The organism is Mycobacterium sp. 2-64 (assembly GCF_035918375.1).
GTDB classification, from domain to species: Bacteria; Actinomycetota; Actinomycetes; order Mycobacteriales; family Mycobacteriaceae; genus Mycobacterium; species Mycobacterium intracellulare.
The window spans coordinates 3451428-3472046 of sequence record NZ_CP142361.1 but is presented as its reverse complement, the minus strand read 5'-3'; the positions used below and the strand labels follow the sequence as shown (position 1 = coordinate 3472046).

General features: G+C 67.6%; 24 protein-coding genes. 13 read left to right on the top strand and 11 right to left on the bottom strand.

Translation table 11 applies throughout. From position 1 onward, the window contains the following. Positions 1-6: 6 nt before the first annotated feature. The 4 genes from QGN31_RS16325 (at position 7) to QGN31_RS16310 (ending at position 2577) form a co-directional block, all read left to right on the top strand. The gene (locus QGN31_RS16325) at positions 7-438 is read left to right on the top strand and encodes a nitroreductase family deazaflavin-dependent oxidoreductase (protein WP_014941711.1); all 432 of its coding nucleotides are present in this window, start codon (positions 7-9) and stop codon (positions 436-438) included. Between the two features lie 141 nt (positions 439-579). Beyond that, positions 580-879, top strand: a complete 300-nt coding sequence (locus QGN31_RS16320; RefSeq protein WP_085978338.1) for a hypothetical protein — start codon at positions 580-582, stop codon at positions 877-879. A gap of 133 nt (positions 880-1012) precedes the next feature. After that, positions 1013-1945, top strand: coding sequence for an SAM-dependent methyltransferase (locus QGN31_RS16315; RefSeq protein ID WP_014941713.1), 933 nt, complete (start codon positions 1013-1015; stop codon positions 1943-1945). Continuing rightward, positions 1942-2577 carry a class I SAM-dependent methyltransferase gene (locus QGN31_RS16310; protein ID WP_009957746.1) on the top strand — a complete coding sequence of 212 codons (636 nt, stop codon included), beginning with the start codon at positions 1942-1944 and terminating at the stop codon, positions 2575-2577. The genes QGN31_RS16315 and QGN31_RS16310 overlap by 4 nt, the downstream gene beginning before the upstream one ends. 97 nt (positions 2578-2674) lie before the next feature. On the opposite strand, the gene QGN31_RS16305 is transcribed toward QGN31_RS16310, so the two are convergent. After that, positions 2675-3289, bottom strand: coding sequence for a hypothetical protein (locus tag QGN31_RS16305; RefSeq protein ID WP_014941714.1), 615 nt, complete (start codon positions 3287-3289; stop codon positions 2675-2677). 203 nt (positions 3290-3492) lie between these two features. On the opposite strand from QGN31_RS16305, the gene QGN31_RS16300 reads away from it, so the two are divergent. From QGN31_RS16300 to QGN31_RS16290, 3 genes are all read left to right on the top strand, one after another. Beyond that, positions 3493-4206 carry a VIT1/CCC1 transporter family protein gene (locus tag QGN31_RS16300; RefSeq protein ID WP_008255713.1) on the top strand — a complete coding sequence of 238 codons (714 nt, stop codon included), beginning with the start codon at positions 3493-3495 and terminating at the stop codon, positions 4204-4206. 100 nt (positions 4207-4306) lie between these two features. After that, on the top strand, positions 4307-5149 hold the full coding sequence (locus QGN31_RS16295) for a thioesterase family protein (protein ID WP_014941715.1): 843 nt from the start codon (positions 4307-4309) through the stop codon (positions 5147-5149). A gap of 2 nt (positions 5150-5151) precedes the next feature. After that, on the top strand, positions 5152-6693 hold the full coding sequence (locus QGN31_RS16290; RefSeq protein WP_014941716.1) for a class I adenylate-forming enzyme family protein: 1542 nt from the start codon (positions 5152-5154) through the stop codon (positions 6691-6693). 81 nt (positions 6694-6774) lie between these two features. Here QGN31_RS16290 and QGN31_RS16285 read toward each other — a convergent pair whose 3' ends face one another. After that, the gene (locus QGN31_RS16285) at positions 6775-7395 is read right to left on the bottom strand and encodes a TIGR03085 family metal-binding protein (protein ID WP_043955697.1); all 621 of its coding nucleotides are present in this window, start codon (positions 7393-7395) and stop codon (positions 6775-6777) included. Between the two features lie 113 nt (positions 7396-7508). On the opposite strand from QGN31_RS16285, the gene htpG reads away from it, so the two are divergent. The 3 genes from htpG to QGN31_RS16270 all read left to right on the top strand — a co-directional run bounded on the left by htpG (position 7509) and on the right by QGN31_RS16270 (position 10790). Continuing rightward, entirely contained in the window at positions 7509-9443 is a 1935-nt protein-coding gene (gene htpG / locus QGN31_RS16280; protein ID WP_008255722.1) for a molecular chaperone HtpG, read from the top strand. 69 nt (positions 9444-9512) lie between these two features. Continuing rightward, positions 9513-9728 carry a hypothetical protein gene (locus QGN31_RS16275; RefSeq protein WP_008255723.1) on the top strand — a complete coding sequence of 72 codons (216 nt, stop codon included), beginning with the start codon at positions 9513-9515 and terminating at the stop codon, positions 9726-9728. Between the two features lie 42 nt (positions 9729-9770). Next, on the top strand, positions 9771-10790 hold the full coding sequence (locus QGN31_RS16270) for a TIGR03617 family F420-dependent LLM class oxidoreductase (RefSeq protein WP_014941719.1): 1020 nt from the start codon (positions 9771-9773) through the stop codon (positions 10788-10790). Between the two features lie 44 nt (positions 10791-10834). Here the strand turns inward: QGN31_RS16270 and QGN31_RS16265 are convergent, their stop codons facing one another. Further along, entirely contained in the window at positions 10835-11578 is a 744-nt protein-coding gene (locus QGN31_RS16265) for a sensor domain-containing protein (protein ID WP_014379859.1), read from the bottom strand. Between the two features lie 119 nt (positions 11579-11697). On the opposite strand from QGN31_RS16265, the gene QGN31_RS16260 reads away from it, so the two are divergent. After that, positions 11698-12057 (top strand): bleomycin resistance protein, encoded by a 360-nt coding sequence (locus QGN31_RS16260; protein WP_014711398.1) that lies wholly within the window; start codon positions 11698-11700, stop codon positions 12055-12057. A 252-nt stretch (positions 12058-12309) separates the two neighbouring features. On the opposite strand, the gene QGN31_RS16255 is transcribed toward QGN31_RS16260, so the two are convergent. Together QGN31_RS16255 and QGN31_RS16250 are read right to left on the bottom strand one after the other, a co-directional pair. Then, complete coding sequence (locus tag QGN31_RS16255) at positions 12310-12702, bottom strand: DoxX family protein (RefSeq protein WP_008255727.1); 393 nt, start codon at positions 12700-12702, stop codon at positions 12310-12312. A gap of 29 nt (positions 12703-12731) precedes the next feature. Then, positions 12732-13862, bottom strand: coding sequence for an NDMA-dependent alcohol dehydrogenase (locus tag QGN31_RS16250; RefSeq protein ID WP_014941720.1), 1131 nt, complete (start codon positions 13860-13862; stop codon positions 12732-12734). Positions 13863-14013: 151 nt separating this feature from the next. Between QGN31_RS16250 and QGN31_RS16245 the strand changes: the two genes are divergently transcribed. Then, positions 14014-15189, top strand: a complete 1176-nt coding sequence (locus QGN31_RS16245; RefSeq protein WP_009952300.1) for a thiolase family protein — start codon at positions 14014-14016, stop codon at positions 15187-15189. Between the two features lie 51 nt (positions 15190-15240). On the opposite strand, the gene QGN31_RS16240 is transcribed toward QGN31_RS16245, so the two are convergent. Continuing rightward, complete coding sequence (locus tag QGN31_RS16240) at positions 15241-15828, bottom strand: hypothetical protein (RefSeq protein ID WP_008255730.1); 588 nt, start codon at positions 15826-15828, stop codon at positions 15241-15243. Between the two features lie 146 nt (positions 15829-15974). Here QGN31_RS16240 and QGN31_RS16235 point away from each other — a divergent pair, with 146 nt between their 5' ends. Next, positions 15975-16703, top strand: coding sequence for a 3'(2'),5'-bisphosphate nucleotidase CysQ (locus QGN31_RS16235; RefSeq protein ID WP_008255731.1), 729 nt, complete (start codon positions 15975-15977; stop codon positions 16701-16703). A gap of 31 nt (positions 16704-16734) precedes the next feature. On the opposite strand, the gene QGN31_RS16230 is transcribed toward QGN31_RS16235, so the two are convergent. From QGN31_RS16230 to QGN31_RS16210, 5 genes are all read right to left on the bottom strand, one after another. Beyond that, positions 16735-18279 (bottom strand): multicopper oxidase family protein, encoded by a 1545-nt coding sequence (locus QGN31_RS16230; RefSeq protein WP_014941722.1) that lies wholly within the window; start codon positions 18277-18279, stop codon positions 16735-16737. Further along, entirely contained in the window at positions 18276-18701 is a 426-nt protein-coding gene (locus QGN31_RS16225; protein WP_009952293.1) for a hypothetical protein, read from the bottom strand. Before QGN31_RS16225 ends, QGN31_RS16230 begins: the two co-directional genes overlap by 4 nt. Next, positions 18698-19066 carry a DoxX family protein gene (locus QGN31_RS16220; RefSeq protein ID WP_009952292.1) on the bottom strand — a complete coding sequence of 123 codons (369 nt, stop codon included), beginning with the start codon at positions 19064-19066 and terminating at the stop codon, positions 18698-18700. The genes QGN31_RS16225 and QGN31_RS16220 overlap by 4 nt, the downstream gene beginning before the upstream one ends. Before the next feature lie 19 nt (positions 19067-19085). Continuing rightward, positions 19086-19802 (bottom strand): NAD(P)-dependent oxidoreductase, encoded by a 717-nt coding sequence (locus tag QGN31_RS16215; RefSeq protein ID WP_014941723.1) that lies wholly within the window; start codon positions 19800-19802, stop codon positions 19086-19088. A 203-nt stretch (positions 19803-20005) separates the two neighbouring features. Continuing rightward, positions 20006-20491, bottom strand: a complete 486-nt coding sequence (locus QGN31_RS16210; protein WP_009952290.1) for a MarR family winged helix-turn-helix transcriptional regulator — start codon at positions 20489-20491, stop codon at positions 20006-20008. Positions 20492-20619: the final 128 nt, after the last annotated feature.

The window sequence follows — 20619 nt, the reverse complement described above, 5'->3', positions numbered from 1 at the left end:
GGCGCAATGGGTGAGGACGCGCTGAGCTCGGAACGGGACTTCAACGAGCACAACATCGAAGAGTTTCGCCGCAATGGTGGCAAGGTCGGCGGACAGTTCGAGGGCTTCCCGCTGTTGTTGCTGACGTCAGAGGGTGCGCGCAGCGGCGCCCAACGCGTCAACCCAGTCGCCTACTTCGACATCGACGGCAAAATCTATATCGTCGGCTCGGCGGCGGGCCGGGACAACCATCCCGCGTGGGTGCACAACATCCGCGCCGTCCCCGACGTGACCGTCGAGATCGGCTCCGACGCTCCCAAGTCGGTGACCGCGCGCGAATTGCCGCGCGAGGAAAGGGATTTGATCTATCCCGTCATCGTCGAGCGCGCTCCCGGCTTCGGCGAATACCAGCAACGCACCGATCGCGTCATCCCGGTCTTCGAATTGATGACCGACTGAAGGCGCGAGCCGCCAACAACATTCAGGTCCGCCGATTCGGCACGCTAACGCGTCGATTGCCGCACAATGATGTGCGCGGGTCCGGCCTGATGCGACGGCCAACGCCGCGCGCCCTGCCCCAAGGACGAAGTGAGGTCGGCGATGAGACGGTATCTGCGGCGCTCCCTGATCGGCGTGTTCGCCCTCGCGCTGGCGGGGTTGCCGGTGACGGTGCTCGGGACGTCGGCGATCGCCCGCGCCGACGGTGAATGCGCCCCGGGCTGGGGCTGGAGCATCGAGCTGAATGAGTGCGTGTTCTTGCTTCCGGCCGCAAATGGCCCGGGAGGCCCGGGCGGGCCCGGTGGACCGGGCGGGCCCGGCGGTCCTGGTGGGCCCGGAGGACCGGGCGGGCCCGGAGGCCCCGGTGGACCCGGGGCGCCCGGCCACCTGGGAGCGCACTAAAAGGCCCGCTTAGCTGCGGCAACGCCCGCCTGGAATCGGCGACATCGCCGGATGGTCGGCGCGCGGGAACTCCACCCGCCCGCCGGTCGTTATACCGGCTAAGTAATCCGATTCCGAGGGGGACAACAGCCGCATGCCACGCACAGACAACGACACCTGGGACCTCGCGACCAGTGTGGGCGCGACCGCCACGATGGTGGCGGCCGCCCGGGCGATCGCGACCAACGCCGACAACCCGCTGATCGAGGACCGATTCGCCGAGCCCCTGGTTCGTGCCGTCGGCGTGGACTTCTTCACGCGCTGGGTCTCCGGCGACCTGGCCGCCGCCGATGTCGACGACCACGAATCCGGCTGGAAGCTCGAACACATGCCCGTCGCGATGGCCGCCCGGACCCGCTTCTTCGACTCGTTCTTCCAGGCCGCGACGCAGGCCGGGATCCGGCAGGCGGTGATTTTGGCGTCCGGCCTGGACGCACGCGCCTACCGGTTGGCCTGGCCTGCCGACATGACGGTGTTCGAGATCGATCAGCCGCAGGTGATCGAATTCAAGGCCGCCACCCTGGCAGAGCTGGGCGCCGCCCCGCAGGCCGAGCTGCGCACGGTCCCCGTCGATCTGCGCAACGACTGGCCAAAAGCCCTGGCGGACGCGGGATTCGACAAGAGCCTGCCCACGGCATGGATCGCGGAAGGACTCTTCGGTTATCTGCCGCCCGAAGCGCAGGACCGCCTGCTGGACAACATCACCGCACTCAGCGCCGACGGCAGCCGGCTGGCGTGCGAAGCTATTCCGGACATGTCCGAGGTAGACACCGAGAAGGCTCACGAAATGATGCGCAGGGCCACCGCGAAATGGCGTGAACACGGCTTCGACCTGGAATTCGGCGATCTCGGCTACCAGGGCGAGCGCAGCGACGTCGCCGCGTACCTCGACAACCTGGGCTGGCGCTCGGTCGGCGTCCAGATGAGTCAGCTGCTTGCGGACTTCGGCCTGGACTCGATCCCGCAGACCAACGACTCGGTCTCGGTGGCCGACACCGTCTACTTCAGCTCGGTGCTGGCCAAGTGACCGCCCCGCAGCGTCGCGGGCTCAACGAAGCCGTCACCCGGATGTGGACCTTCCTCGCGCCGGCCTACGACCTGCCGTTCCTGCAACAGTGGGTATACCGGCCGCCGCACAATGAGGTGATCGCGCAGCTGCGCAACCACGGAGCGCGAAAGATCGCTGATATCGCCTGCGGCACAGGTATTCTCAGTGACCGGATCCAGCGCGAACTGAATCCCGACGTGATCTATGGCGTCGACATGTCCGACGGCATGCTCAACCAGGCCCGGGCCAAATCGGACCGGGTGCAGTGGTTGCGCGGCCCGGCCGAACAGCTTCCCTTCGACGACGGTGCGCTCGACGCGGTCGTGACGACCTCGGCGTTCCACTTCTTCGATCAGCCCGCGGCGCTGCGCGAATTCCATCGCGTGCTCGCGCCCGGCGGCCTGGTGGCCGTGTCGGCCCTGAGCACGCGGCAACCGCGGCTGCAGTCTTCCGCGCAGAACCGGTGGAAGCCGCAACACAACACGTCGGCGCCCGAGATGCGGGCGCTGTTCGAAGACGCCGGGTTCGTGATCAGCGATCAGCACCGGATCCCGCGGCCGGTCTGGACCCGCCTCGTGTCCGACCTGTTGACCGTCGGCACCAAACGCTGAAACCCGCGTCGAACCGCGGAAAGCATTCGCCGCCAATGCATTAAACGACGATGCCCGCCTCACCGATCGGCGAGGCGGGCATCGCGTTCAGCGATCTTTACAGCGGAATCCAGACCCCGAAGAAGTCGAATCCCCACTGGTTGAAACGGGGGTTCCAGTACGGGGTTTCCTGGTAGCCCCAGTAGTCGATCGGGCCGTAAACCCAGTGACCGCCGGGCGGGGGGAGCGGTCGATCCCACGCCGGCCGCGGCGGCGCGCCCGGGCCCCACGGGCCGGGCCCGTCGCCCCACGGGGCGCCGTGGAAGTAGCCGCGCTGGTCATCGCCGTGCCACGCGCCACCCGGGCCACCGGGTCCACCCGGGTGATCGGGACCGGGGCCGCCCGGACCACCCGGACCGCCCGGACCGCCCGGGTGATCGGGACCGGGACCGCCGGGTCCACCCGGCCCGCCAGGCCCACCGGGATGACCGGGTCCACCCGGGCCCCCGGGCGGGCCACCAGGACCACCAGGACCGCCAGGACCACCGGGTCCGCCGGGATCGTTGGGCCCGGTGGGGACGTGGAAGCCCGCGGGTTGCGGTGCGCCATGACCACCGGGACCGGGCGGCGGACCGCCCGGCGCGGCGTTGGCAAACCCGGCGCCCATTCCCAGGGCCGCGGCGCTGAGCGCGCCGGCGACGGTCACCCCTCCGACAAGCTGCTTCAACTTCATGGTGCTTCACCTATCCACTAGGGACTTCTTCAACTAGGGATGTGTTCGGAACCTCCCCCCGACACAACCCAGACGCTAGATAGCTTTCCTATGGACCAGCTGTGTCTGGCCCATGCAATGCTTGGGCGGGGCATCGAAACGCACCGGTTTGGCAAGGCTAGGTTGGCTAGTCGGCCAGGGTTTTCCTCTATATCGTTGCCGCCGTGTCGACTACGTCACATCCGGCCGAACCGCATGTCGGATCGGTGTCCTCGAAGCTGAATTGGCTGCGCGCGGGCGTGCTGGGCGCCAACGACGGGATCGTCTCGACCGCGGGCATCGTCGTCGGGGTTGCGGCGGCCACGACCCTGCGAGCGCCGATCTTGACCGCCGGAAGCGCCGCGCTGGTCGCCGGAGCGGTGTCGATGGCGCTCGGCGAATACGTATCCGTCAGCACCCAACGCGACACGGAAAGGGCGTTGCTGCGCCAGGAGCGTCGCGAATTGCGCGACGATCCGGCCGCCGAACTGGACGAGCTCGCCGAACTCTATGAAGCGAAAGGCCTGACGGCCGCCACCGCGCGCACCGTGGCAGAGGAACTCACCGATCAGAATCCGTTGCTGGCCCATGCCGAGGTCGAACTCGGCATCAATCCCGAGGAGCTGACGAATCCGTGGCAGGCGGCATCGTCGTCGGCCCTGTCCTTCGCGATCGGCGCCCTGCTGCCGTTGATCGCCATTCTGGCCCCGCCGACCACGTGGCGGATCCCCGTCACCATGGTGGCGGTGCTGATGGCGCTGGTGGTCACCGGAGCGGTCTCGGCCGGCCTGGGCGGGGCGCCGAAGCTTCGCGCGGTGCTGCGCAACGCCATCGGGGGCAGCCTCGCACTGACGGTCACCTACGTGATCGGTCACCTGGTGGGCGCCGCCATCGACTGACCGGCACGGTGCGCATCCAGCGACTGGAAGCGCAACTGTAACATTCACGGTTGCGGATCTCAGCAGGGTTCCGCGATCCCCTCACGCGAAGGGTCATGCAGTGGCCGAGCCCAGTTTCGTTCCGGATGAAGCCCAATGGGCGGAACCGGCGCCGTATTTCGTGCGCGACGAAAAACATTTCGTACCAACACAAATCGCGCGCGGCGGCTGGGGCCCATCGCTCAGCGGCCACGTCGTCGGCGGACTCTTGGCGTGGGCGGTCGAGCGGGCCGCGCCGGACGCGCACCTGCAACCCGCGCGGCTCACCGTCGACCTGCCCCGGCCGACGGCGCTCAAACCGCTCGAGGTGCACACCGAGGTGCGCCAGGACCGGCGGCGTTTGCGGCTGGTCGAGGCCGTCATAATCCAGGACGGCGCCCCCGTGGCACAGGCCAGCGCGCTGTTCGTGCGGCGCGGTCCCCAGCCCGACGGACACATCTGGTCACCGCCGGTACAGATGCCGCCGATGCCGCTGGGTGAGACTTGCCCGACGCTTTTCATGCGCACCTACGGCTGGGGCTCGGAGGTGCAGAACCCCGAGCCGGATTGGCCCCAGACCGACGGCCCGAAATACACCTGGTTGCACGAGAACCGCCCGTTGATCGACGACGAACCGCTGTCCGCCTTCACCCGCGCCGCGATGGCGGGCGACATCACGGCCTCGATCGCCAACTGGGGCACCAACTCCCTGGAATTCATCAACGTCGACTACACGCTGACGCTGACCCGGCTGCCCGAGGGACCGCACATCGGGCTGGCCTCCCTCACGCATCACAGCCACGATGGGGTGGCCAGCGGCTCCGCGGTACTCGTCGACGAGAAGGGCCCGATCGGCACCGGTGTGTCGGTCGCCGTCGCGCACTCGGGATTTCGCCCGCCCTCCACCGACCCGACGGTGCGCTGACGTTGGCTGGCGCCGGCACGTTCTGGGCGTTGATTGCCGATGCGGCGCAACGTGGATCGAACCGGCCGCTTCTCGCCGACGAGCACGGTCGCTGCCTGACCGCACGCCAGCTCCACGACGCCGCGTGCGCCACCGCCGCCGCCTTCGCCGAACGGGGTGTCCGCGCGGGAACCGTGGTGTCCTGGCAGCTGCCCACCACGCTGGAAACCCTGGTGGTGATGTCCGCGCTGGCCCGGCTGGGTGCGGTGCAAAACCCGATCATCCCGTTGCTGCGCGAGAGCGAAGTCGGCTTCATCACCGGCCAGTTGAACACCGAATTCCTTGTGGCACCGGACGTTTGGCGCGGCTTCGACCATGGCGGCCTGGCCCGCGACCTGGCGCGGGACAAGGGTTTTGAGGTCATCACCCTCGACCTGGAAACGCCTCCGTCCGGCGAGCTGCGGCTGCCCGGCGCCCACCACGGCTCCCTGCCCGCGCCCCCACGATCGGCCGACGACGCCCGCTGGGTCTACTACTCCTCCGGGACCACCGCGGACCCCAAAGGGATCCGCCACACCGATACCTCGGTCATCGCCGGCTCGGCGGGGGTGGTGGGCATGGTCGGGGCCACGAGCAGCGACGTGGACCCCATCGCCTTCCCGATCGCTCACATCGGCGGGGCGGCGATGCTGGCGACGGCCCTGCTGACCGGCATGCGGCTGGCGCTGTTCGCGTCGTTCGACCCCGCGACGACGCCGCTGGCCATCGCCGCCCACAACCCGACGTTCCTGGGCACCGCCACCCCGTTCTTCGTGGCGTTCCTGGAAGCCCAACGCGCCCACGGTGATCGGCCGTTGTTTCCGTCCGTGCGGGGTGGCCTGGCGGGAGGCGCGCCCATCACCGCTGAACTCGGACGGCAGGTACGGGAGACCTTCGGCATCGCCGGGATCGCCAACGCGTGGGGGATGACCGAGTTTCCGTGTGCGACTTCGCCTCCCCCGACCGCCCCGCCGGAGGTGCTCGACCACACCGTCGGCCCGCCGGTGCCCGGGGTCAAGGTCCGCGTGGTCGACAGCCACGAGGTCGAACTGGGCGCCGGCCAGGAGGGGGAGCTGCGACTCAAGGGCCCCCAATGTTTCCTCGGTTACGCCGATCCTTCGCTGGACGCCGAGGCTTTCGACAACGACGGGTGGCTGCGCACGGGCGATCTCGGCCTGATCGATGCGGGCGGCAACGTCCGCGTCACGGGTCGCACCAAAGACGCGATCATCCGCAACGCGGAGAACATCTCCGCCCTCGAGATCGAAAATGCGATCGCGACCCATCCCGCCGTCGCCGACGTCGCCGTCATCGGGATCCCCGACCCGCGCACCGGCGAACGCGTCTGCGCCGTCGTGGTGCCCGCCACCGCCGACGGTGTGACGCTGGAATCCCTTGTGCAACACTGCCAATCGCGGGGGCTGAGCCGTTACAAGCACCCCGAACATCTCGTGGTCGTCGACGCGCTCCCGCGCAATCAATTCGGCAAGGTGATCAAAAAGGACCTGCGCGCGGCGTTTGGGTGACCTTCCCTATTCGCGCACGTGTAACGCCACGGCGAGATTCCGCTGAATTTTTCGCCGTGGCGTTACGCCCGCGGCGCGATGCTATAACCCCTTGGGCGCGTCGCGAACCGCCTGCACCGCCGCGGCGTCGCCGTCGAACTCGACCTGCGCCGCGCGCCCGACGGAGAACAGCAACAGCTCGGCGGGCGCGCCGGTCACCGTGACCGCCGGACCCTGACCGGCGGTGAGCAACGTCTTGCCCTCCGGGGTGCGCAGCGCCACCCGGGCGGGCACCTTGGCGAGCGTCATCCGGGCCATCAGCGGCAGGGTGCGACGCAGCATCGTGCTCAGCGCGGGCTCCATCGCGCGCGGCTGCCAGCCCGGCTGCGCGCGGCGCACGTCCTCGTGATGGATGAACATCTCGGCGACGTTGGCGACCGGGTCGAGCAGCTTGAGCGGGGAGTAGACCGGCGGGCCGGCGGCGACCTTGCCGACCAGCTCGTCCCACTCGTTTCGCTCGCTCACCTGGTTTTGCACCTTGGCGGTGTGGGAGGCGAAGAACGGGATCAGGATGCCCGGGGCGGCGTCGGGCCGATACTCCCGGATCACCAGGTGGGCGGCCAGGTCCCGCGTCGTCCAGCCCTCGCACAGGGTGGGCGCGTCCGGACCGACGTCGCGCATGGTGTCCACCAGGGCGGCGCGTTCGCGTTGAGCAACAGACATGGGTTCAGCGTAGAGCCGGTCGTCCCCGAAGAGGATGGTCACCACACGCCGACGGCCGGCGGCTCGGTAAATTTGAGACCGTCCGGCCCTGGGAAGGAGATATAGGAGAAGTCATGAACGCGCGCGTCGAGCAGTTGGAGTTTCAGGCAGAGGCTCGGCAACTGCTGGATCTGATGGTCCACTCCGTCTACTCCAACAAGGACTCGTTCCTGCGGGAGCTGATCTCCAACGCCTCCGACGCGTTGGACAAGCTGCGGCTCGAAGCGTTCCGCAACAAGGACCTCGACGTCGACACCTCCGACCTGCACATCGAGATCGACGTCGACCACCAGGCGCGCACCCTGACCATCCGCGACAACGGCATCGGCATGACCCGTGCCGAAGTGGTCGACCTGATCGGGACGCTGGCCAAGTCGGGCACCGCCGAGCTGCGCCAGCAACTCCGCGAGGCCAAGAACGCCAAGAACGAGGCCGCGTCGGAGGAACTCATCGGCCAGTTCGGCATCGGCTTCTATTCGAGCTTCATGGTGGCCGACAAGGTCGAGCTGCTGACCCGTAAGGCCGGCGAGAGCGACGCCACCAAATGGGAATCGAGCGGCGAGGGCACGTACACGATCGAATCGATCGACGATGCGCCGCAGGGGACGTCGGTCATCCTGCACCTCAAGCCCGAAGACGCCGAGGACGAGCTGCACGACTACACCTCGGAGTTCAAGCTCCGGGGTCTGGTCAAGAAGTACTCCGACTTCATCGCCTGGCCCATCCGCATGCAGGTCGAGCGCCGGGAACCGGCCAGCGAGGAGGGCGGCGAGGAGACCGTCACCATCGAGACCGAGACCCTCAACTCGATGAAGGCCCTGTGGGCCAGGCCCAAAGACGAGGTCTCCGAGGAGGAATACAAGGAGTTCTACAAGCACATCGCGCACGCCTGGGACGACCCGCTCGAGGTCATCGCGATGAAGGCCGAGGGCACCTTCGAATACCAGGCGCTGCTGTTCATTCCGTCGCACGCGCCGTTCGATCTGTTCAACCGCGACGCCCAGACCGGCATCCAGCTCTACGTCAAGCGCGTGTTCATCATGGGCGACTGCGATCAGCTCATGCCCGAATACCTGCGCTTCGTCAAGGGTGTGGTCGACGCGCAGGACATGTCGCTCAACGTTTCTCGCGAGATCCTGCAACAGGATCGGCAGATCAAAGCCATCCGGCGACGGTTGACGAAGAAGGTCCTGTCCACCATCAAGGATCTGCAGTCCGAGCGCCCCGACGACTATCGGACCTTCTGGACCCAATTCGGCCGGGTCGTCAAGGAAGGTCTGCTGTCGGACTTCGACAACCAGGAGACGCTGCTGCAGATCTCCTCGTTCGCCTCGACGCACAGCGAGGAGGAAGCCACCACGCTCGCCCAGTACGTGGAGCGCATGAAGGACGGCCAGACGCAGATCTTCTACGCCACGGGGGAGACGCGTCAGCAGATCCTGAAGTCGCCGCACCTCGAGGCGTTCAAAGCCAAGGGCTACGAGGTGCTGCTGCTCACCGACCCGGTCGACGAGGTCTGGGTGGGAACGGTGACCGAATTCGACGGCAAGCCGCTGCAGTCGATCGCCAAGGGCGAGGTGGACCTGAGCGCCGAGGGCGACGAGAGCGAGGCCGAGCGCGAAGAGCAGCAGAAGGAATTCGCCGATTTGCTCGCCTGGATGAAGGACACCCTCGCCGATCACGTCAAGGAGGTTCGGCTCTCCACTCGGCTCACCGACTCGCCCGCCTGCCTGATCACCGACGCGTTCGGGATCACGCCCGCGCTCGCTCGCCTCTACCGCGCCTCGGGGCAGGACATCCCGGTGGGCAAGCGGATCCTCGAACTCAATCCGAACCACCCGCTGGTCACGGGCCTTCGCCAGGCACACCAGGACCGCAGCGACGACCCGTCCATCGCTGAGACCGCCGAATTGCTCTACGGCACAGCGCTTCTCGCCGAGGGCGGCGCGCTCGACGATCCGGCGCGGTTTGCCGAGATGCTGGCCGATCGGTTGGCCCGCACGGTGTAGGCCGGGCTTGGGCGGCGGATGCCGAAGTTTTTCGGATTGAAACGCCGCGGGCGGGGATAATTAGGTCCCATGGCTGAGTTCCGCGTCATCGACCCGCATGGGCGGGTGGTCGCGACGAAGAATTTCGCCAACGCCGAGGCCGCGCACGCATGGTTCGTCCACTCGGTCGGCGGCAACACCGAGCTGGGCTGGCGCATGGAGGTCAACGACGACGGGCAGTGGGCCTTCTTCGATGACACCGAAGGCTTTACCGCCCCGGTGAGCCGACGGCCGACGAAGCGCTGAATCAACGATCGTCGCGCGCGGTCGGCCACGTAGGCTCCCACCATGCATGTCGACGCGATGACGACGCCCCAGCCGCTCGCTCAAATCGGCGAACTTGCCCGCCGGACCCAATCCGCCGGCTTCTCCGGTTTGTTGTTCACCGAGACGGGCCGCACCGCCTACCTGAACGCTGCGGTCGCGTCGCAGGCCGCGCCCGATCTCGAGCTGTCCACGGGTGTCGCGGTGGCGTTCCCGCGCAGCCCCTTCGTCACCGCCGCCGCGGCGTGGGAACTGCAGGAAGCGACCGAGGGAAAGTTCCGGCTGGGTTTGGGAACTCAGGTGCGCACCCACGTCGTGCGGCGCTACGGCACGGCCTTCGAACGGCCCGGGCCGCGGCTGCGTGACTACCTGCTCGCCGTGAAGGCGTGTTTCGCGGCCTTTCGCTCCGGGACGCTCGACCACCACGGCGACTTCTACGATCTCGACTTCATCACCCCGCAGTGGAGCCCGGGACCCATCGGCGCTCCCGACCCGAAAGTCGATATCGCGGCGGTGAATCCGTGGATGCTGCGGATGGCCGGCGAGGTGGCCGACGGGGTGCACGTCCACCCGATCGGCGAACCGGGATACCTGGCCCGCCACGTCCTGCCGACGGTCGCCGAAGGGGCGGCCAAGGCCGGGCGTTCGGTGTCGGACCTCGCGATCATCGTGCCCGTCATGACGATCGTCGGTGACAGCGACGAGGAGCGCGACAAGCAGCGCGAAGTCGTGCGCGCCAGCATGGCGTTCTACGGAAGCACGCCCAACTACGCGTTCGTCTGGGACGAGGCCGGTTTCGAGGGCACGACCGCCCGGATCCGGGAGAAACAAAAGGCCGGAGACTTCGCCGGCATGGCCGCCCAGGTCAGCGACGACCACATCGCCGTCTTCGCCACCGAGTCCAGCTGGGACGGCCTGGCCGACGCGTTGACCGACAAATACGCCGGCATGGCAACGCGTTTGGTGATGTACAACTCCGTGGCCGACCAGGACCGCTTCGAGCGCTACGGCGAGGTGGCGCGGCGGATACGGCACCGCCAATAGCGTTACGGCGGAAGGCTATCGGGGCCGCCGAGCAGCGGAATCCGCTACTGTTTGTCGACCTTCGCGGCGATCTGATTGGCGATGTTGACGCCGAGGTCCCCGACATCCTTGCGGCACACGTCGACGTCGATGACGACGTTGCGGCGGGCGGTCAGCGCCCGCTGACAGGGCATCGTGACGTTCGTGCCGTCCCCGTTGACGGTCACGATCACCGACGTGCTCAGCACCCCATTGGCGTTGGACACCTGCCCCACCTTCCACTGAAGCTCGGGGTGGGTGCCGTCGGCGGGGACGGTGTCCTGGCGGTTGGCGCAGGCGGGCCAGCGCTGAGATGACGTGGAGAAGAAGGCGTTCGCCTGCTCGGGGGAGGGATACAACACCACGAACTGGTAGACGTCGGGGCTTTCCAATTGGTTGCCGCGGGGAGGCGTCGGTGCAATGTCGTGGTAGCCGTACACGCCGGTGCTTCCGCTGTCGGCGTATTCGGACACCAACCCGGCATGGATCGTGTACTTGCATTCGGGCGGAAAGGTGTAGTCGGTGCGGTGCACCGGGTCCTCGCCGAGGTTGGTGAACGGCGGGTCGCTCGTCGTTCCCCGGGTGCCCAGCGCGCTGTCGATGTCGTCGGGGCTGAGCATCAGGTCGGGCAGCGCGGCCTTCGCGAGGGGAGTCTTGGGCGACGCCGTGGTGGTCGTGCTCGACGACGCCGCGGTGTCGCCTGCGCTGCTGTCACCGCACCCGGCGACCAGTAGCCCGGCGACGGCGACGGCGGCAGTTAGCTGGCGCATGGTGGGTGCCCTTCCTGCTTGAGCCGACTCCTCAGGGGTCGTTTGCGGTGGAGCATACGACAGCGCTGGCCGCGGCGCGCCGGTTCGGCGCGAAGCGCTATCTTCGCGGGGTGTCCGCAGTGAACTTCGCGTCCGTCGCGCCGATCGTCCCCGTTCGGAATCTCGATGTCGCCCTGGACCGCTACCGGCGGCTCGGGTTCGACGCCCGCGCATACGACGGCCCGGACCGCTACGGCTTCGTCGACCGCGGGTCGGTGTCGCTGCACCTCACCGAGTGGGACGAACACGACCCGTTGCGCACCGCCGCGAGCGTGTACTTCTACGTCAGCGACGCCGACGCGCTGCACGCCGAGTGGTCCGCGCTGGAGAATCTCGAGGGCCGCTTGATCGCGCCGCAGGACACGCCCTACGGATTGCGGGAGTTCGCCTATGTCGATCCCGACGGGACCGCGCACCGGGTCGGCTCGCCCCTGACCTGATCTTTGGCCGTCGCGCCGGCTTCGTGGCGCAGTGGTCACAGGCGCAACACGCGTCCCTCCGCCGGGCGACAGACGAAATGCCCACCTCCGAGCGACAATCCGAGCGGGAGCGGCGGGACACCGCCCCAACACCGGACCACCCCGCGCGGTTGTCGCTCGGAGGTGGGCATTTGCGGTCATCCTCCCCGGGCGGCGCCAAAGCTCCCTACGTGACGGCCGTGGTCAACAAGCGGTGATGCCGCGACGCGCGCGTCAGCTCTCGCGCCGGATCCTGAGCGCGGTGGTGATCATGGGAATCTGCAGCGGCAGCCGGGCCAGGGCCACGATCCGCATCGCCCACGGCTTGTCCCACCACAACCGGACCATGTTGACGTTGCCCGGGAAGACCCCGACGAACAGGGCGACGGCGGCCAGCGCGGCGGTTCGCCGGGTGCGTCGCGGCACCAGCAGCGCCCCGATCGCCAGCTCGGCCACTCCCGACCCGTAGGTGTACAGCCGCGGGCTGCCGGGCAGTTCGACGGGGATGATCGAGTCGAACGGTTTGGGCGCCACGAAGTGCAGGGTGCCGATGCCGAGCAGCATCGCCGCGACGCGGAAGGCGAGTCGCTGGGTGGCGTCACGGCCGGCGAGGGGTCTCGTTGTCATGGAGACATTGTGCCCATTGCGGCCACGGCCTACCCGCGGTCGGCGTCGGTGTAGCGGATGATGCCGCGAATGTTGCGCCCCTCGAGCATGTCGCGATAGCCGTCGTTGATCTGCTCGAGGGTGTACTCGCGCGTGACCATGTCGTCGAGATTGAGTTGCCCCAGCTTGTACAACTCGAGGATCGCCGGGATGTCGTACTGGGGATTGCCGCCACCAAAAATGCTGCCCTGCAAGCTTTTCTGCAGCAGCGAGAGCCCGGCGAGGTTGAGGGTGACATCGTTGGCCATCACGCTGGCCATGCCGGTGACGCAACATACTCCGCCCTTGGCCGTCAGCGCCATCCACGACTCGATGTCTTTGCCGTCCACGTGGCCCACGGTGACGATTACCTTGCGGCACATCATGCCTCGCGTCGCCTCGGCAATGCCGGCCGCGGCGCAGCCCACGTCCGCGAAAGCCGCTGTGGCGCCGAACTTGAGCGCCTGCTCGCGCTTCCATTCGTAGGGATCGACGGCGAATATCCGTCGGGCCCCGGCGATGCGGGCGCCCTGCAGCGCCGCGACGCCGACGCCGCCGATGCCGATGACAGCGACGTCCTCACCCGGTGCGACCGCCGCGCTGCGCACCGCCGAGCCGTAGCCGGTGGTCACCCCGCAGCCCACCAGGCAGGCCACGTCGAACGGGATCGCGGGATCGATTTTGACCACCGAGGTCTGGTGCACCACCGCGTACGGCGCGAACGTCCCCAGCAGTGACATCGGGATGACGTCGCGGCCCCGCGCGGTCACCCGAAACGATCCGTCGGACACCGATTGACCCGACAGCAATCCCATGCCCAGGTCGCACAGGTTGCGCAGCCCCGTCTGGCACGGCGTGCACTTGCCGCAGGAGGGGATGAACGACATGACCACGTGGTCGCCGACGGCCAGGTGCTCGACACCGTCGCCGACCTCGGTGATGATGCCGGCGCCCTCGTGCCCGCCGAGCACCGGGAAGCAGGGGATGGGGAAGTCACCGGTCAGCAGGTGGTGGTCGGAGTGGCACAACCCTGCCGTCTCCAACCGGACCGTCACCTCGCCGGGGCGGGGATCGCCGATCTCGATCTCGTCGATCACCCAGGGTTCGTTGAGATCCCAGATCAGGGCGCCTTTGGTTTTCAACGGGGAGGCCTCCTGAACGTGTACTAACCGCTTAATTGTTAGCGCGGTCACAGACCGGCCCCCACCGAACTTAGACCAATACTATTGTCTATACAGTATTTGAAACGATTCGCCGCGACTGAACGCCGCCAGACCGCTCGAGGTTGAAAACATGGGTACACCCGTCATCGTTGGAGCCGTCCGAACGGCGATCGGCCGTTCCTTCAAGGGGACGCTGGTCAACACGCCGCCCGAGACGCTGATCACCGCGGTGCTTCCCGAGGTGGTGCGCCGGTCCGGTGTGGACCCGGCTGCCATCGACGACATCATTTTCGCCGAATCCCATTACGGGGGCGGCGATCTCGCGCGGTATGCGGCCACCGCGACCGGCCTCGAGCATGTCCCCGGTCAATCGGTCAACCGGCATTGCGCGGGCAGCCTCACCGCGATCGGCAACGCGGCGGCGCAGATCGGTTCCGGCATGGAGCGGGTGCTGATCGCCGGCGGCGTGCAGTCGCTGTCGATGACGCCGCTGACCAACTGGCGCATCCCCGGACCCGAGCTGAAGTTCGAGGAGCGGTGGATGCCGCCGACGCACGTCGAGACGCCCGACGCGCCGGCCAAGGACATGTCGATCACGGTCGGCTGGAACACCGCCCAGACCGTCGGCATCACGCGCGAAGAGATGGACGCGTGGGCGGCCCGCTCGCACCAGCGCGCCGTCGCGGCCCAGGACGCGGGCAAGTTCGTCGATGAGATCCTGCCCCTGAAGATTTCGCAGGCGGACGGTTCGGTCATCGAGTTCGCCGTCGACGAACACCCCCGCCGTGACACCACCGTCGAAAAGCTGGCCGGCCTCAAGGTATTGCACCCCGAGATCGAGGGCTTCTCGATCACGGCGGGCAACAGCAGCGGCACCAACGACGCCGCGGCCGCGGTCGCCCTGGTCGACCGCGAGTACGCCGACGCGGAGAAGCTCAACGTGATGGGCACGGTCAGGGCGTGGGCCGCCGCGGGCGTGCCGCCACGGGACTGCGGCCTGGGTGCGGTCAAGGTCATCGGAAAGGTGTTGCAGCGCGCCGGGTTGTCGCCCGGCGACGTGGCGCTGTGGGAGATCAACGAGGCGTTCGCGTCCGTGCCGATCGCGGCGTGCCGGGAATACGGCCTCGACGAGGAGAAGGTGAACTTCTCCGGTAGCGGCTGCAGCCTGGGCCACCCGATCGCGGCCTCCGGCGCGCGCATGGTGACCACGCTGGCCTACGAGCTGGCCCGCCGCGGCGGCGGCATCGGCGTCGCGGCGATGTGCGCCGGCGGCGGCCAGGGCGGCGCTGTCGTCATCGAGGTCTAGCGGCGATCGCGAGGGCGGCAAAGCGGGTCGCCGCCATCAGGTCTAGCGGCGTCAGTTACAGAACGTGTAGCCGATGAACTGGGTGCCGCGCGTGTCGCCGCTGGCGTAGTTGGCGAAGTGCACGGCCGGTTTTCCGTCGTACTGCGTGTTCATCTGCTGCACGGACGGCGGCGGGACGTCTTTGGGGAAGGCCAGGATCATGTCGGCGAAAATCTCCAGGCCGGCCTGGCAGATGGCTTCGCGCCGGGGCGGCTGTGGATTCCACGCGTGCACCACGACCGGCTCGGTCAGCTGAGATCCCGTCGCGCAATTCGGGTCGCAGAGCTTGAACACGGCCGTGCCGGTCCCGTCGGCGCCCTGCGGTCCCCAGGAGCTCCACGACATGTCCTGCAGCGCAACCGCCACGCTGGCGCACCCCAGAACGTTGAGCTTCTTGGGACGCGCGACCGGAGGGACGGACGGGTTGTAGCAGCCGGGGATGGCGAAGCTCTCCGGTGCCGACAGCGGTGGGCTGGTGGTGGGACCCGTCGCGCTGTGGTTGCCTTCGGTTACGCGCACCCCCACGACGGCCAAAACCCCGACCAGCACGACCGCCGCGATGCCGATCGCGATCAAACGCCCCCGCGAGATGTGCCGCAACCGCCTCGATGTAGGGACGTTGGCGTTGCCGCTCACAACCACCAGATTACGGACCAGTTTCTGGTCGGGGGTGGCAACCCGCGATGGCTTCTCAGGGTAAAGTTGGTCATCGCTGCCAACTTATCAAGGATTCCGTGGAGATGCCGATGAATGACCATGACCTGGCCGCGCGGTTGGCCACCGACGCGGGCCAGCTGCTGCTCGGGGTCCGGCAGGAGTTCGCCGACGCGGAAGCGAACGAACGGAAAGCCGCGGGGGACAAGCGATCCCACGACTTTCTGATGGCTGCGCTCGCCGCGCAGCGCCCCGGCGACGCGGTGCTGTCCGAGGAGGGCGCCGACAACCCGGTGCGGTTGCGCGCGGAGCGCGTCTGGATCGTCGATCCGCTGGACGGGACGCGGGAGTTCTCCGAGCTCGGGCGCGACGACTGGGCGGTGCACGTCGCGTTATGGGAGGCCGGCGAGCTGGTTGCCGGCGCCGTGGCGCTGCCGGCGCAGGGCATCACGTTCGCCACGCCCGACATCGCGTCGCCTCCGGCGGCGCCGGGCAAGCCACGGATCGTGGTCTCGCGCACCCGCCCGCCCGCCATCGCGCTGAACGTCCGGGACGCCCTGGACGGCGTTCTGGTCGAAATGGGTTCGGCCGGCGCCAAGGTGGCGTCGATCGTCCAGGGCTTGTCCGATGTGTACGTGCACGCCGGCGGGCAGTACGAATGGGACTCCGCCGCCCCGGTGGCGGTGGCGCGCGCCGCGGGGCTGCACACCTCCCGCATCGACGGGTCCGCTCTGGCCTACAACCAGCCGGACCCGAAGCTGCCGGACCTCGTGGTGTGTCGTCCCGAGCTCGCGGAGGCCGTACTCGCGGTTACCGGCTGACCGGCCGCGCCGGCCTGCGTCCAGGGGACCGCTAGACCGTGACGAAATCCGCCATCATGGCCATGTCCTCGTGCTCGAGGTTGTGGCAGTGGACCAGATAGGTTCCGCGATAGTCGGTGAACCGCACGATCACTTCCACGGCTTCGGCCGGGGCCACGTCGACGGTGTCTTTCCAACCGTGATCGAAGCGCCCGGGCGGCTTGTTGTTGCGCGACAAGACTTGAAACGGGTTGAGATGGACGTGGATTGGATGCCGGATGTCGGTGATGAAGCGCCAGACTTCGACATCGCCGATGCGCGGCGTCGCAACCGGAGTGCCGGGCTTGTAGGGTTTGTTGTTGATCGTCCACACACCGGCCCGGCCTTGTCCGAACAGAAAGGTGCGGGTGGTCGTGGCACGCCTCCGGTCCAGGGGTGCAACGCTTTCGCTGAGCCGTTCGGGAATGCTTGATTCGTCTGAGCGGTCGGTGCCGAGGACGTCGAAGCGCATGACCTCCGTAGTGGACTGTGCGCCAAGGGTGTTGACGAGCCGTACCCGGGTGCCGCGACGGTAGCGGGAGAAGTCGACGACGACGTCGAAGCGTTCGGCCGGCGCGATGTCGATCGCGTCATGCGTGATCGGACTGCTCAGAAGCCCACCGTCACTTCCGATCTGGGTGAACGGCGGTCCCTCGGGTGGTGGCGGGTCGAGCCGCAATCGGTAGCGGCGGGCGTTGGAGGCGTTGAGTACTCGGAATCGATACCGTGCGGGATCGGTGTCGAGCACGGGCCATGGCGCGCCGTTGACCAGTACGACGTCGCCGAGCACGCCGTTCATATAGGGGGCGGCGACCTCACCGCCGTCGGCGAGCGGGTACTGGAACGAGCCGTCCGCGGCAAACGATCGATCGGTGATCATCAGCGCGATGTCGCGATCACCCTTCGGCAGCGGCAGGGCCAGCTCTTCATCGTCGTGAACGAGGTGAAATCCCGCGAGCCCACGCCAGACGGCTTGGCCGGTGTAGCCCATTCGGTGGTCGTGATACCACAGCGTCGCCGCGCGTTGCTGCATGGGGTAGACGTATTCGCGTTGCCCGACAACGGAATTGCGTGACATTCCCGCCGCCATGCCGCCGTCACCGGGAGTGACCTTCGGGCCCTGTGGTTCGATGAGGTCGAGCGGATAACCGTCACTGTCGGGCGGGGTATGGCCGCCATGAAGGTGCACAGCAACGGGAACGGGCAACGCGTTGTGGTGGCGGATCACGGTGCGCCGACCCGACCGGGAGACGATTGTGGGACCGGGAAAGGTTCCGCCATACGTCCAGGCGTGCGTCGTGAGGCCGGGCAGTATCGGCAGATCGGCGGCGCACTGGGTGATCTCGTAGTAATCGCTTGCGGCGTCGCTGGCGACGGCGGCCAGCCGAATTGGGATCGGCAACCGCGTCCGGTAGAGCGGCGGCAATGGTACCTGGCTGCGCAGCAGCTTGCCGGGCTCGGCGGGACCCAGCGCCAGCTGCGCCGCGGGCCATCCCGCTCCTGCGACACCGACGCCCGCCGTGAGCAAGCCGGCGCGCAGCAGGGTGCGCCGCTTCACGGTGCCACCTCGCCGTCGACGGCGCGCCGAGCCGGCAGCGGGGTGCGCCAAATCACCGTCGCCACTTGGACAATCCCGACGACGAGCAATACGCCCAGCGGAACGTGTACGGCAGTCAGTCGCAGTTCGCCTGCGGCGAACTCGGCGACGAGCAACAACGTCTGCGCCACGCCGCCCAAGAACGCGCCCCGCGGGCCGCCGAGACGCCAGATCCAGGCGAGGATAGCGACTTGCACCGCAGAGGTGAGGGTGATCGCTTTCGCCCCGAGCGAGTGCAGCATCAGCGCGTCGTACTGGCCGCCGAGAAAATTGCCCGCCAAAGTGGCCTGCGCGAGCGCGAGCACCACCATCGATGCGGTGCTGGCACGCGCCAACAGCAGCGGTCCCCGTGTGGTCGGGCCTCGCCGGCCACCGGCGTTCACAGGACCGCCGGGTGTGCTGCAATCGCCACGCCGAGGGCGGCGCAGTTGAGCGCCAGCAGGAATCCGCCGAACATCATCTGGCCCGTGATGTCGTGGGCCAGCACATGGGTGTACACGGCGCACACAAAAAATATGACCAACCCCGCAGCGGCGGCAATGCCTATTGCCGGTATCCACAGGCCCACGATGAGTCCCACGGTTCCCAATGTCTTCAGGGTGCCGATAGGAAACCTCAACCACGACACCGGCACGCCCGCGCTCGCCATCCCGGGCAGAATCGGCGCGAAGTGAACCAGCGCCGCGATACCCGAGAATCCATCGAAGGCGATCGCAGTGAATGTCACGATCAAATATGCGGTGTGCACCGTGTCCTCCCCGGGGAATTCATCTCGTCGGTATCGAGTCAGAGTCTTTGGCCGACAGTGCCTCTCGACGTACCATCTGCCACAGGGTCGGGGTGGACTGGGTCGTCGAGATGACCACGATGCGCCGGAGGGAAGCCGAGTCGGTGACGAGGGAAATCAGATAGTCGGCCAAGTCGATACGTGCGGTGAACGCGCCCACCGGCTCGATGGGTCCGCTGATGTAGTCGGTCGGTTCGGGCAGGTCGAACAGGCCGGAGGGCCGAACGATCGTCCAGTCGAGGCCGCTGCCGCACACGATGGTTTCCATGCGGCGCATGTCGTCGTACACCGTCTTACCGATCGTCGTCCTGATGATGGGGTCGATCAGGCGCAGCAAGCGCGGGGCGTGCAGGCGTCGCGTGGGATGTACCGACGTGGAGCTCACGACGATCAGGCGGCGCGTCCCCGACGCACGCATGGCGTTGACGATGTTGGTCGTTCCGGTCGAATAGGTGTCGACCCGGTGGCGGGCGAAGGGCACCCCGAGCGCCGAGACCACGGCATCGGCCCCTGCGATGGCTGCACGGACGGCGGAGTCGTTCCGCACGTCGGCCGCCACAACCGTCAATTGCCTGTGTCTGATGGGGAATTCGCGTGGATGTCGGGTCACGGCGACCACGGCGTGCCCGGCGGTCAGCGCGCATCTGACGGCGAGTCGGCCCGTTGGCCCGTTGGCTCCGAAGATGACCGTCTTCATCGTTCACTTCCCAATGTGTCACAACTAGTGATTATCACGGTACATGACGATTATGCACGGTGCCAGACTGAATGTAAGGAGACTGAAGCCGCGCTGCACGGCGCCGGCAGCACGGTGTCGTGACTTCGCGCCGTATGGCTTAGGGAATGCGGTCGACGAGCGCATTGCCTCATCGCGCCCGCCGATTGGTCAATGACCGGCGATCACGCCAGTTGGGGATGAACTCCGGGAATGAGCCCTGCCCCCGCGGCGACGCGCTGAAGAAGGCGGCGCAGCGTGTCGCGTTCTTTCGCAGACAGGGGCGCGGCTATTTCGTTTTCGAGGTTGCGGCCCTGCTCATGCAGCGCGGGCAGCAGGCGGCGGGCCTTGGCGGTGAGCGTGACAGCGACCGCGCGCCGATCCTCGGGGCGCGGTAACCGCTTTGCGAGTCCTCGCTGTTCAAGCTGGTCGATGACCACAACCATGGCATTGCGGTGGATCCCGAGGCGTTCGGAGAGCTGACGCTGGGATTGGCCGTCGGCACTAGCGAGTGCCAGCAGAACTGCGTACGTGCGGGGGTCGGCCCCTATCGACGAAAGCCGGCGCTGGAAGTCGCTGCTGATATGGGCGCCGAGTTGCGCGAGGAGAAACGGGATTCGTTCGTCGAGTTCAGCAATGCCGGAGTGATGTTCACTCGGCGGCTTGGCCAACGTCGGCTCCTCGGGTACTGGACTGTTTGCGCCGCAACGCTTTAAGTAGAAGCGTTGCCAGTGCAGGGATTATCATCCTACAAGATCGTCATCGGCCGGTACAGTTTCTCGGCATCCGGCCGCGCGTA

Coding starts and splice junctions, on each gene's coding strand:
- QGN31_RS16325 (WP_014941711.1), top strand. CDS start 7: ATGGGTGAGGACGCGCTGAGCTCGGAACGGGACTTCAACGAGCACAAC.
- QGN31_RS16320 (WP_085978338.1), top strand. CDS start 580: ATGAGACGGTATCTGCGGCGCTCCCTGATCGGCGTGTTCGCCCTCGCG.
- QGN31_RS16315 (WP_014941713.1), top strand. CDS start 1,013: ATGCCACGCACAGACAACGACACCTGGGACCTCGCGACCAGTGTGGGC.
- QGN31_RS16305 (WP_014941714.1), bottom strand. CDS start 3,289: ATGAAGTTGAAGCAGCTTGTCGGAGGGGTGACCGTCGCCGGCGCGCTC.
- QGN31_RS16285 (WP_043955697.1), bottom strand. CDS start 7,395: ATGTCTGTTGCTCAACGCGAACGCGCCGCCCTGGTGGACACCATGCGC.
- htpG (WP_008255722.1), top strand. CDS start 7,509: ATGAACGCGCGCGTCGAGCAGTTGGAGTTTCAGGCAGAGGCTCGGCAA.
- QGN31_RS16275 (WP_008255723.1), top strand. CDS start 9,513: ATGGCTGAGTTCCGCGTCATCGACCCGCATGGGCGGGTGGTCGCGACG.
- QGN31_RS16270 (WP_014941719.1), top strand. CDS start 9,771: ATGCATGTCGACGCGATGACGACGCCCCAGCCGCTCGCTCAAATCGGC.
- QGN31_RS16265 (WP_014379859.1), bottom strand. CDS start 11,578: ATGCGCCAGCTAACTGCCGCCGTCGCCGTCGCCGGGCTACTGGTCGCC.
- QGN31_RS16255 (WP_008255727.1), bottom strand. CDS start 12,702: ATGACAACGAGACCCCTCGCCGGCCGTGACGCCACCCAGCGACTCGCC.
- QGN31_RS16245 (WP_009952300.1), top strand. CDS start 14,014: ATGGGTACACCCGTCATCGTTGGAGCCGTCCGAACGGCGATCGGCCGT.
- QGN31_RS16235 (WP_008255731.1), top strand. CDS start 15,975: ATGAATGACCATGACCTGGCCGCGCGGTTGGCCACCGACGCGGGCCAG.
- QGN31_RS16215 (WP_014941723.1), bottom strand. CDS start 19,802: ATGAAGACGGTCATCTTCGGAGCCAACGGGCCAACGGGCCGACTCGCC.